General features: G+C 36.7%; 11 protein-coding genes. 7 read left to right on the top strand and 4 right to left on the bottom strand.

The window, feature by feature from the left end; all coding sequences use genetic code 11:
* Positions 1-10: 10 nt before the first annotated feature.
* A complete protein-coding gene (locus ODQ17_RS12615) occupies positions 11-1,399 on the bottom strand; it encodes an amidohydrolase family protein (protein ID WP_322904033.1) in 1,389 nt (462 codons plus the stop codon).
* Positions 1,400-1,533: 134 nt separating this feature from the next.
* Here ODQ17_RS12615 and ODQ17_RS12610 point away from each other — a divergent pair, with 134 nt between their 5' ends.
* On the top strand, positions 1,534-2,448 hold the full coding sequence (locus ODQ17_RS12610) for a LysR family transcriptional regulator (protein WP_322904031.1): 915 nt from the start codon (positions 1,534-1,536) through the stop codon (positions 2,446-2,448).
* Between the two features lie 125 nt (positions 2,449-2,573).
* Here the strand turns inward: ODQ17_RS12610 and ODQ17_RS12605 are convergent, their stop codons facing one another.
* Complete coding sequence (locus ODQ17_RS12605; protein ID WP_005303853.1) at positions 2,574-3,002, bottom strand: MAPEG family protein; 429 nt, start codon at positions 3,000-3,002, stop codon at positions 2,574-2,576.
* A gap of 180 nt (positions 3,003-3,182) precedes the next feature.
* Between ODQ17_RS12605 and ODQ17_RS12600 the strand changes: the two genes are divergently transcribed.
* From ODQ17_RS12600 to ODQ17_RS12590, 3 genes are all read left to right on the top strand, one after another.
* The gene (locus tag ODQ17_RS12600) at positions 3,183-3,767 is read left to right on the top strand and encodes a GNAT family N-acetyltransferase (RefSeq protein WP_322904029.1); all 585 of its coding nucleotides are present in this window, start codon (positions 3,183-3,185) and stop codon (positions 3,765-3,767) included.
* 156 nt (positions 3,768-3,923) lie between these two features.
* A complete protein-coding gene (locus ODQ17_RS12595; protein WP_322904028.1) occupies positions 3,924-6,098 on the top strand; it encodes a TonB-dependent siderophore receptor in 2,175 nt (724 codons plus the stop codon).
* Positions 6,099-6,145: 47 nt separating this feature from the next.
* Complete coding sequence (locus ODQ17_RS12590) at positions 6,146-6,823, top strand: hypothetical protein (RefSeq protein ID WP_322904027.1); 678 nt, start codon at positions 6,146-6,148, stop codon at positions 6,821-6,823.
* A gap of 136 nt (positions 6,824-6,959) precedes the next feature.
* On the opposite strand, the gene ODQ17_RS12585 is transcribed toward ODQ17_RS12590, so the two are convergent.
* Together ODQ17_RS12585 and ODQ17_RS12580 are read right to left on the bottom strand one after the other, a co-directional pair.
* Positions 6,960-7,430 (bottom strand): Csu type fimbrial protein, encoded by a 471-nt coding sequence (locus tag ODQ17_RS12585; protein WP_267531790.1) that lies wholly within the window; start codon positions 7,428-7,430, stop codon positions 6,960-6,962.
* Positions 7,431-7,703: 273 nt separating this feature from the next.
* On the bottom strand, positions 7,704-7,916 hold the full coding sequence (locus tag ODQ17_RS12580) for a transporter suffix domain-containing protein (RefSeq protein WP_322904026.1): 213 nt from the start codon (positions 7,914-7,916) through the stop codon (positions 7,704-7,706).
* 330 nt (positions 7,917-8,246) lie between these two features.
* Between ODQ17_RS12580 and ODQ17_RS12575 the strand changes: the two genes are divergently transcribed.
* From ODQ17_RS12575 to ODQ17_RS12565, 3 genes are all read left to right on the top strand, one after another.
* Positions 8,247-8,684 carry a DUF2147 domain-containing protein gene (locus ODQ17_RS12575; RefSeq protein ID WP_322904025.1) on the top strand — a complete coding sequence of 146 codons (438 nt, stop codon included), beginning with the start codon at positions 8,247-8,249 and terminating at the stop codon, positions 8,682-8,684.
* Positions 8,685-9,307: 623 nt separating this feature from the next.
* Positions 9,308-10,705 (top strand): TolC family protein, encoded by a 1,398-nt coding sequence (locus ODQ17_RS12570; protein ID WP_322904023.1) that lies wholly within the window; start codon positions 9,308-9,310, stop codon positions 10,703-10,705.
* On the top strand, positions 10,695-12,389 hold the full coding sequence (locus tag ODQ17_RS12565; protein WP_322904021.1) for an efflux RND transporter periplasmic adaptor subunit: 1,695 nt from the start codon (positions 10,695-10,697) through the stop codon (positions 12,387-12,389). Before ODQ17_RS12570 ends, ODQ17_RS12565 begins: the two co-directional genes overlap by 11 nt.

Genomic DNA, 12,389 nt, shown 5'->3' with positions numbered 1-12,389 from the left:
CTTAGACAACTTATTCCAGAGGTAGAAACGTCTCGGCAAAAATATCTGGAGTATAACCAGCCGCAACGAAAAGTTGCTGGCGAGATTCATCAATCGCTGCACGAAGTCGCTCACTGTCCACACCCAACACTTTACCATCACGTTTAACGATTCTTCCGCCAATCATCACCGTATCGATATTGCTGCGTTCAGTTGCATGAACAACCGTGCCAAATGCATTACCAGACGGATAAAGATTAATGTCATCCGTTCGAATTAATATCAGGTCAGCTTGTTTACCAGGTGTCAGGCTGCCAATTTTTTCTTGCAGACCTGCACAAGCAGCACCATCAGCCGTTGCAGCTTTGAGAAGGTTTTGCGCCTGAAAGGTCACTGGCGAATGTGCTGAGCCACAACATTTGTTTTGATGCATGCCCATTACACGCTGTAAGTAAAATGCTACACGCATTTCCATGAACATATCGCCACTGTATGATGTTTCATTATCTACACTCAAACCAGGTCTAATGCCATGACGTAGAGCCGATTGCATGGCAAACATACCGTCTTCGATACCATAGTGAGCATCTGATCGTGGGCATACGTTTACTCGCACTCCAGCTTCGCGCAAAATTTTCCATCCAGCATCTGGCAGCGAGGTACAGTGGTTAAAGATATTATCTGGCCCTAACAGACCTTGTTGATGCAGACCCTCTAATGCAGCAGCCATTTCCCCACCAAAAAATTCAGTAATGATTGGTAGCCCTAATCTGCGTGCCTCAGCCCATAATTCGGGTTCTAACTGAGCCATGGCAGCTAATGACACCAAACCGTTTTTACTATTTTTAAAATATTTTTCTTGAAGACGTTCGAGATTGCTAGGCCAGTTGGCTCTGTCCCAGTCTCCTGAGACTGGTGCACCAGAAGCATGTACAGCTCGAATACCAGCATCTAGTAAAGCTTCAACAGCCGCATCAGAGTGAGCGGAACTACGACTATTGTGCGAGTTATCAATCACTGTTGTAATACCGGCATCTATGCAGCCTAGAGCTGTAAGTAAATTACCAATGTACATATCTGCTGGGCGATAGTACTTCGCAAAAGAATAGTGCGTCGCGTTGCAATAGTCTTCTAACGTTTGGGCATTCGGATTAATCCGTCGCAGTTGTCCTTCCCATGAATGTCGATGAGTATCGACCATACCCGGCATCGCGATCATATTGGATGCATCAATAAGAGCTGCACCTTCGGCTTCTAAATTTTCATCCACGGCAGTAATCATGCCGCTCTCGATAAGAATATCTCCACGAACCATGTTCCCAATCACACTATCCATGCTTAGGATCGTCGCCCCTCGAATGAGCATTCTATTTGGTGAAGACTCAGTCAGCTGCACTATATTTCTGTTGTAATCAGTCATCATTATTCCAACTTCTCAAATGTATGCTGAAAATCTATCTGAAGTGATAATGCTGAAAAAGCTGGTTAAACTGTTTTTATTATTCAGTGAAAGCGAATAATCTAAGAGTGTGAGTATAGTATTGGGACAAAGGTATGAGATTGGATCGTATTCAAGCAATGCAGATTTTTGTTCGGGTGGCAGAAGCTGAAAGCTTTATCCATGCGGCAGAAGCACTTTCCCTACCTGCCTCAACAGTCACTAGTACAATTAAAAATCTTGAAAAGTATTTACAAGTGCGTCTGTTAAACAGAACAACAAGACGCGTTAGCCTGACGCCAGAGGGAGCAGAATATCTGACCCAGTGCCGAGAAATACTCGACTTGATTGAACATACCGAATCTAACCTGACTAACGCTATCAAACAACCACAGGGTCGATTACGAGTTGATATGCCTGCGGGCATAGCTCATTCGGTGATTATGCCGAACCTGCAAGAGTTTCAAAGGCGTTATCCCGATATCTACCTAATGATAGGTGTCAGCGATAGACAAGTAGACCTTATTAAGGAAGGTGTAGACTGTGTAATCCGCATGGGAAATTTGGAGAACTCCACGCTGGTTGCCCGCCCTCTTGGTGAGTTCCGCTGGGTAACATGCGCTTCGGCACTATATTTAAAAGAGAAAGGAACTCCACAAACTCCCGATGATTTAGCACATCACCGAGCTATTCATTATTTTTCAGGGAACAACAGACATGCGGGTGAAATGCGCTTTGTACGAAACGAAGTGAAAAAAACTGTACAAATGCAAGGTACGGTTGCTGTTAATGAAACTGAACTTTATATAAAAATGTGTCTTGAGGGATATGGACTCGCTCAACTTGCTGAAAGTATTGTGATAGAACACTTAAAAGAAAGAAGGCTCATCGCAGTATTACAAGAGTGGTGCCCACCACCTGTTGCTGTGACTTTACTTTATCCGCATCAGCGGTTTCTTTCACCCGCAGTACGTGTATTTGCAGACTGGATGGCAGAGCTAATAAGTGATCAACAATCTGACTCAATTTAAAGGGTTATTTTTAAGGCTTCATAATTAAAAATAGTCCTTTAAAGTAAGTTACTACTAATTATATATATTACTTTCAACTGAAAGGACTTATATGAAACAGTCTTATTTAGAAAACATCCACTTTTTTAGAAAGAAATAACCCTATATATGATCTGACTAGCCATAACAAATAAACAAAGCACTCCTACGCTATATGAAATTGTGCGCCATGGCTGCATAGAAGTTAGATATGTCAAAGTATGAGTGACTCTAGAAAATGTGAAAATAATAAATAACCACTTCGTGATGATATAGTCTGTATTTAAGAAAATACATAAAGCACCCAATACCCAGAAAATTGGAATATTTTCTAAATCATTCAACCAAGCCTGTTGCGCTCTAGCCACTTGTGGTAACTCGGCAGTATGTGCTGGCACTCTTAAAAAGCCCGCATCTTCTATATTCTTAAAAGCCTTGTTTTTAATTCTGTAATATCCTTGATATGCAGATATTCCGAACATTTTTACAAATAATAAAACCGTACATAATGCGTAAACATATAAAAGACTATTCATTTATTTCTCTGAGGCACAAATTATAATTTATGTAACTATATAATATTTATCACATTGTTATTAATAAAAAAATACTCCTTTAGTACTTATGGTAATTTGACTTTAAATACGATCCAAAGTCGATTTAAATAAGATTTGGGTAAAACTCTTTTTTGATAACTTTCAGACAGGACCTCTGTTATGCCCCCAAACATCATACTTTCAAGTGATCGTATTCGGTTACGCCTTTTAAAGATTGAAGATTCAAGAGATTTAGTCGCCGCTGCTTCAGACGGAGAGCTATGGAACCTCCCTTTCACTGTCGTACCTTCAGCAGAAACAATAGATGACTATATTCACCTTGCGCTAGAAGGTTATCAATCAGGTACAGTTCTTCCTTTTGTTGTTGAAGATATCGCTACAGGAAAAATCATTGGGTCTACAAGATTTTGGAAAATAGATAGAAAAAATTTAAAGTTAGAAATTGGAAGTACTTGGTACTCAAAATCTTGGCAGCGAACATACGCAAATACGGAAGCAAAATATTTGCTTCTTAAATATGCCTTTGAGGAATTAAATTGTGTGAGGGTTCAGCTTACAACAGATGTACTCAATGAAAAATCACAGAATGCGATTTTAAGACTCGGTGCTCAAAAGGAAGGTGTTGTAAGAAATGAGAGAATTATGCCCGATGGAAGAAAAAGGAATTCTGTCAGATTTAGTATCATTGATGAAGAGTGGCCGAGCATAAAAGAGAATCTTATTAAAAAGTTAAATTATTATTAATTTTTCTTCTCTTTTATTCCTCTTTAAAAACATTGCAAATGAGTCTCATTTATATATACTTTACACACTTTTTTTGAGTCTAGTCGGCTCTCTTGCTCGCTTGAATAGTCGCTCTTTTTTAGCCTTTCACGATGTTTATATCACTTAGGTATACGTATGTTTTCTTTCTCCCCGCGTAAAAATTTAATTACTGTTGAAATTTTAAAACATAGTAGCCCCTTGCTTTTATCCCTCATCCCTATCGTGTCTTGGGCAGAAACAACCGCGATCCAACCAGCGCAGCTAGAGACTATTAAAGTTCAGGCGGAAGCGAACTCAAGCTATATCGAAAATCAAACGGCATCGACCTTACGAGGCAATCAAAAAAATCTAGAAAGCCCACAAACCGTAAATGTCGTTTCTAAGCAATATATGAAAGACTATTTACCTGCAAATCTGGACAATGCACTGACCCAAGTCAGCGGCATTACGCAAGGTAATACTTTAGGCGGTACGCAAGATACCGTAATGAAGCGTGGTTTTGGTGATAACCGTGATGGTTCAATTACCGTAAATGGTATGCCGATTGTGCAAGGCCGAACCATGAATGCGGCTGTTGAACAAGTTGAAGTTTTAAAAGGCCCGTCTTCGTTACTCTATGGCATTATGGACCCGGGCGGAGTGGTCAATGTCATTACAAAGAAACCTGAGACTACCCAGAAAACTGAACTTTCAATATATGGTTCAAGCTTTGCAGCGGGTAAAAATGGTTTAGGCGCAAGCATAGATACCACGGGCGCGATTAGTGATAGTAACTTTTCTTATCGCTTTATTGCCGATCACTCAGATGCAGACTATTGGCGTAATTTCGGTAACCTCAAACAGTCATTAATTGCTCCATCTTTAGCCTGGGATAATGGTCAAACTAAAGTGAACCTGAGCTATCAATACCGCCACTTTGATGTACCTTTTGACCGCTCTACCGTTTTTGATCCAAAAACAAACAAAGCCTTACCCATTGCTAAATATCAACGTCTAGATGAAGCTTTTAACCAAATGAAAGGTGAAGATCATTTAGCTCAACTGTTGGTAGATCACCAAATTAATGATAATTGGTCGGCTCACTTTGGTTATACCTACAACTACGAAACCTATGATGCCAACCAATTACGTGTACTTTCATTAGATACGACTAATCACACGGTTACACGCCGTACTGATGCGACTTTAAATGCAGAAAGTATAGACAGTAATGCCCAAGCCTATATTAATGGTTCAACCAATCTGTTTGGTTTAAAGCATGATATTCAGTTCGGTTCAGACATTGAATATCGCAAATATTTCCGTCCAGATATGGTCCGTAGTAGTACCAACTCTACAATAGATTATTTGAATCCAAGTTATGGAAATGTCGAACCATCTCAAAATGTTGTCGCATCAGAGAGTGATCAAACCGATAAACTGCATACCTATGGTTTTTATGTTCAAGATGCCATTCATTTAAATGAGAAATGGATTGCTGTACTTGGTGGTCGTTACCTGAACTACCAGCAAACTGCTGGACGTGGCAGACCTTTTAAAGAAAATACCAATACCAATGATGATGCTTGGCTTCCACATGCAGGTTTAGTTTATAAATGGAATGACCAGCTTTCATTCTATGGTAGTTATACCGAGTCGCTTAAACCATCTTCATCAATCGCTCCTTTAGGTAACAATGGTAATGCTATCATCGATTCTAGTGTTCAACCTGAACAAGCCAAGTCTTATGAAGTTGGTGCAAAATACGAGTTAAATGACCGTATCAAAGCCAACTTTGCACTCTACGATATTAAAAAACGTAATGTTTTAGTCACAATCACTAATGGTCAGAACACAGAATTACATACTACAGGTGCAGTGCGTTCTAAAGGCGCTGAACTCGACCTGACAGGACGTGTGACCGATCAGCTTGATGCAACCCTTACCTATGCTTACACAGACGCGAAAGTGACTGAGGATGAAAATGGCCTAGAGGGCAATCGCTTAAATAATGTAGCGAAAAATACCGCTTCTCTAGCCTTAGCCTATAACTATGGCGAACTTTACAACGGTAATTTACGTTTTGGTGTAAGCAGTAATTATGTTGGGAAACGCGCTGGAGATTCAAAAAATAACTTTGACCTACCTGACTATACGCTTGCCAATGCCTTTGTTAGTTATGACACAACCATTGCTAAACAAGCGGTCACTTTCCAATTTAATTTAAATAATATCTTTGACACCACTTACTACACAGCCAGCGTAAGTAATGTGACCGTGTCTCAAGGTGACTCTCGCCAAGCAGTATTACGCGCAACCTTTAAATTTTAAAACACAGGATCAGAGCAGTGTTAAATCACTGCTCTTTCGAGAACAATATGAAAAAGCTTCTTTCTACGGTGGTGTTGATTGGCACACTGTTTAGTTCTTCTATTTACGCCCAAACACGAATTGCCCTGATTTCACAGATCAAGGGTTCATCGGCCAGTACAGATGTCGCTATTCAAAAATACTTGCAGAGTAAAGGCTATCAAGTTGAAGTATTAGATCAATCTGTTTCACCGAATAATTTAAAGAACACAGATTTAGTCATTATTTCTTCTACAGTCGCGTCTAAAAATCTTCAATCGGGTTGGCGCCAACTAGCCATTCCACTGATGACGTGGGAAAACGATTATCTTGATGATTTGGCTATGACAGGTAAACGAATTAATAGTGATTTTGGCGAAGTCGAGAAAGAACGTTATTTGTGGTTGGTCAATGCGCCACATCCTCTCTCTGCACATCTTTCTGCGGGAACTCACAATGTGTATAAAGCCCAAGCACCTATGAGTTGGGGCAAACCCGGTTTAGGTGCCACCATTATCGCGACTGTGTATGGGCAACCTGAAAAAGTGGCAATCTGGGGTTATGAGAAAGGTGCAACCATGGACTATGAATCTTTAGCGCCAGCAAAACGACTTATGTTTTTTCTTAACAACGACACATTTACCAATCTATCTGACGATGGATTAAAACTGTTTGATGCCTCAATTCAATGGTTGAGCAATAAATAAAATCATTTATGTAGTTCAAGAAGGTTCTACTCATCGCACCTTGTTGAGCTAGGCAAGAATTTGATCTCAAATCACGGTGATTAAAATATTGGCCTTTCAGCTTTACAGCAGAAGCGCTTTATTTATTATTCTTTTATTAATATATAACGTTCACACGGACCCAATCTTCATACTTGGTCGCCTGAACATTGGTACTTGATGTAATTGCCCCATGAATAGGAATATTTTCTTTCATCCCTGTGGCAACTCCTGAATATATTTTACTTCCCTGGCCTCCCCAAATTTGAGTATGGCCAGCATCTTGATAAAGTACATATGCAACAGATGCTGGGCTAGCAGCAGATTTAAGTTCAAAGTTATTGTCTGAAGTTACCGCCAATTGATACGGTGTATTTTGACTACATTGCACAGATACATCCGTTCTTGCAGTAGCAACTGGCTGAGAACGAACGACTGAACCAAAATCTAAATTTCCTTGTGTAGAAACTTCACACGTTTCAATAATCGTTAAACTGACTCTTAATGATGTAGATGCATTTCCAGCATCTGCACTATTTATTGTCAGCATACTCATCAGAGAAAATAAAGTGTATTTAAGGACTTTCATTTCTTCTCCTTAACTTTTTGTTCTAATGTCTATTCATCTTTATATTGTGTTTTTTCTGTTCTGGTTAAAGAAACAGCTTCAGGATCTTTTAGTTATAAAACTTAATATTGCACACTGTCAATAAATACTAAACACATGATTTGAATGTTATTTTTATAATTTGTGACGTATTACACGCAATCTAACTAATTTAAAAATTAGTTGATGTTTTTTATTACTCTTAGGAGCGTTTTAATTTTCCTTTAACTTCATTTTCCGAAATATTTTAGAAAATCATTGTTTAATCTTGCCCCAATATTCCTTACCTAATAGAGCAATTGCAATTAAAAATAGAACCTCTCCTAGTACCATCAGCCCCGTGATCACGACTGCTTTATAAGGAATATCTAAAAAAGGAAGAATAGGAAAAGAGATCCAATACAGGGCTACAAATCCTAATAAGACTAAGCCAATTTTCTTTTTGAGATTCAATTTTGGTTTTGGCATCAACTTCATTTCATTTTAAAAATTCATAAATTCCATTATTTATTTCTTTGTGTAAAGAACGTTTAAGAAGTGTGTAAAGAGCATGGAGATTTAAAATATTTTTAATCATCAAATCTGTCAGTTCATGCGTAATCTTTAAAAGATGAATAATTCTGTCCATTCTCGCAATTGCATAAATAAATTGATCAAAATAATATCCATACAAATAGATTACAACTTTACATATTGTTTAGCTTAAAGTTTCAATACTAAGAAAACTGTGAAGTTAAATTTAAAATGAATAATTCAGACCTTTAAAACCATCAATTTTTAATTTGAGAAATGATTGATATGAAAAAATATTTACTCTTACTTTTACTTAGCTTTTATTCGATTCATTCATTTGCTTCGGACAAACTACATGGCAGTGTTTGGAAAACAATTGATGATGCAACCAATCAACCGAGAGCACTGGTAAGATTTAGCGAAGATAAAAATGGCAATCTGTCTGCGAATATCGAAAAAATACTTGTTCCAAATGAGGCTAACAAATGTACGATGTGTGAAGGTACCTACAAAAACAAATCTTTGATTGGCCTAACCATTGTCAAAAATTTAAAAAATGTTGGTCAAAATAAATATGACAAGGGATCTATCCTCGACCCACAGTCAGATAAGACTTATAAATTTAGTGTAACCGTATCACCAGATGGGGAAAAACTTATTGCTCGCGGATATATTGGCATTTCTGCAATTGGCCGAAACCAAACGTGGTATCGAATTAAATAAGCTCCTAAATTCTTAAAAGCCTTTATAAATTGCATGGTTTTGAAGTGATCATTTACCTCAAGGACCATGTGATTTTTATTTCAATTATTTATTGATATTAAACAAAGCCACCAAAAAACGATCCAGCACCTTTTTCCTCTCATCATCCTCATCTGAGCTTACATGAAAGCTAGCCTCAACTTTTAGTTCTATGAACTGGCTATAAATTTTATTTATCAGGTACATTCTCTATTTATCAGAAAATTGATAAGCACACGCCTAGGCATAAAACCTCATCTATAGTTGGATTTATCATTTTGTTAAAATATCACCTGTTATATTTCAACCTATTTCAGACTAAAATTTATGTGATTTCTATTATTTAAAAATCAAAATTCATTAACTTAAATTAAAAATTTTATATTTACAAATGCTAACCAATCAACATTTTAAAGATAAAATAGGACTTATTCTTTAATTTAAAGTTCAATTTTAATATAAGAGTAATAACTCAGTTTATTAAAACTTAAATAGATTTTTAATTACTCAATTTTCCTTTTTAATTTAATAACTTCAATACTGAGATAATCCCAAATAATTTTAATAAAACAATTTTCAATCCCTCTACCAAGTTTATTATTTTTATGAGAAAATTACAAAAACATACAATTTTTTACATGATGAACAAATTTACCTCTTTATTTTTACAAAACACATTTGCTGGGGCACTCTCTCTTTTAGCAATAAATTCTGCTCAGGCAGATGATTTATATACATTATTTAATAAAGCAAAATTATATTCTCCACATTTACCATTGGCCTATACTCAAAGTGAAATTGCTAAACAAAAAACAAACCAAGCACTTGCTAGTAAAGATCCCAAAATCAATTTTACAGCTCAAGAGAAAAAGGGAGTTAATAAACAACCAACCCGCGAAGAAACTGATTATCGTTCAAGAAATTATGCAGTTCAGTTTTCGATTCCCGTTTATAATAAATCTCAAGATGAAGCAATTAAAACAAATAAAATTGGAGAGAAAATTGCTTTAGAGCAACTTCAAGCAAACTACAATGAACTCTTACAAAATATTGTGGAGCAGTATTTTAAAATTTTAAATCTCAACTCTAAACTTAATCTTATTCAACAACAGCAAATTTTAGTTCTTGAACAAAAGAAAATGGCAACTGCAAATTTTAATCAGGGAATGGTATCTATTACTGATTTAAGAGAAGCAGAAGCAAAACTATCTACCCTGCAAAGTCAAGAAAATAGTATGCGTTTTGAAATTGCGAAAGAAAAAAGTATATTAGCCGAGTTTATAGGAACTGATGCCATCAGTTTTGTTGAAAATAAAACATCTTTAGAAAAACTCCCTCCTCTCTCATATACCGATCAGGCACACTACAATCAGTTACTACTAGAGAAGAATAATCAAATTAAATTATCAGAACTCAATCTAGATGTAGCTAAAGGTGAGATTAAACAATCTGAAGCAGAAAGATATCCTGTTTTAAATTTTTCTGCGAAATTAACTAGAAATCTGGATTCACAAGATTCTGCGTTTACCAGTAAACAAAATGGCCTAGATTACTTATATGGCTTTGAATTAAATATTCCAATGTATAACACTGAAACGTCTTATAAAATTAAGGAGAAAAGAGCAAGTTTAGAAAAAAGTAGATATGAACTACAACTCTCAACTCAAAAACAAAAAGCACAGATGCTCGATGCCTTTTACAGCACTTTATCTGCAATTAATAAAGCAAACGGCATGAAAGATGCCGAAGATTCATCTCAAAAAGCATGGATTGCCAATAAGCGTGCCTATGAAGTAGGAATGCGAGTAAATGCTGAGGTCTTGGAAGCACAAGCAAAATATTTTGAAAACAAACAAGAACGTTTAAGTGCTTGGTATGAGGCTTGGCAAAACTATATCAAACTGAAAATTACGACAGGTATTTTAACTGAACAGCAAATCATTGATATAGACCATATTTTTTATTCAACCTCTTCCCAATTAAGTTCTCGTTATGACAGATAATAATTTACAAAATTTACCAGATACTATTCAGCACTGGTTACTTAACCTTAAACGTCTGAATATTAATGTATTAGCTGTTTGTTATGAAAATTTAACAGATTTTGGTAGTCATGCTTTTGAAGACTCTCAAATTAATGAGTTATGGAATGTAATCAAACAACAGTTAACGCTAGATAAACCTGTTGCTATTCAAAAAAGTGAACAAGGTTATCTTATTGGCTATTTACTGATAAATTCTAGCTCATCCTCGTATCTTGGGTTATCCATCACACCACCTATTCATGAAACAACGCTGGAACTTATACGAACCAGCATGGGGTGGTTATTTTACGAGCAACAAAGTCAAAAGCTTCAACATGCGATTCAAGCTGAACAACTTCTTGAAATTTTTGCACATGTCATTAATCAAACACAGTTCCAAATTGCGGCACAAGAATGGGTCAATCAAACCACGACCCAAATTCGTAAACAGTTTGCACAATATCAGGATATTCAATTAAATTACTTTTTAGTTAAAGATGCTCATAAAGTGAAATGGGTTGTCTCCTCTGAACTGTCATGGACAGAAAAAGGAGCAGCAGAAATGCAAAAACTTAATGAAATCGCATTACAAGCATTATTTTTACAGCATGACCTCAAAGAATATCAGTGGTTTGCCTATCCTATTTTTCATCATGGAAAAATTCAGGCTATTTTAGTGGCGAAAGACCGTGATTTTGAACAATATGAAGTACATAATGCGTTAAGCTTATACTTAAAAAGCAATATCGATTTAATTCATCCACTTTTACAACATTGGTATCAATCCGAACAAAGCCTTCTTCAACATAGCGTCAAGTCTGGAAAAAATATATTAAAAAAATACAGTACTGAAGGTCACTATGCTTGGAAAATTATTACAGGCCTTATCGTTGTATTTTTGCTGTGTATTACTTTGATTCCGGTTGATAAGTTAGTCACTGCCAACCTAAATGTTGAAGGTAAAACTCGCTGGATTATTTCAGCCCCAACTCAAGGTTTTATACAAACGGTCTTTGTCCGACCTGGAGATAAAGTTAAAAAAGATCAAGCATTAATCCAACTCGATAATACTGATCTAAAAATACAAATTGCTGAGCAACAAAGTTTACTTGATCAGGCACAACATCAGTTTCGTGTGGCTATGGCAGATCAGAACCTGACAGATAGTGGTTTAGCTGCCAATCAGATTAGGCAACAAGAGGCAAAAATCCAGACCATCCAAAGAAAGATTAATCAAACTAAAGTAACTGCGCCAATTACTGGAACCGTTATTGACGGCGACTGGGCTCAACAAATTGGAACACCTGTTGAAGATGGTAAAGAATTATTCCAGATCGCATCACAAGATGCCTATAAAGTCATTTTGCATGTTGCTGATAAAGACATTCACTTCATTCAAAAAAACCAGAACGGCGTTTTAAAGTTAACAGGCTTACCAGATCAAACTTTTCCAATTCGTATCACCCGTATTACTCCGGTTGCTTCAGTTCAAAACAATATAAATGGCTTTAAAGTCGAAGCTGCATGGATAGGTTCTCCGTCTGCCCTAACCCCCGGTATGCAAGGTGTTGGGAAAATTACAGTGGGTAAAACCAATCTACTCTTTCGCTGGTCACGAGATTTCATTAACTGGATGAAATTAAAGATCTGGTCAAATTGGTAA

This window comes from Acinetobacter sp. IRS14 (assembly GCF_034650275.1).
Taxonomy (GTDB): domain Bacteria; phylum Pseudomonadota; class Gammaproteobacteria; order Pseudomonadales; family Moraxellaceae; genus Acinetobacter; species Acinetobacter oleivorans.
Note: the sequence above shows the minus strand (reverse complement) of the source record. Positions and strands in the feature narration are given on the sequence as shown.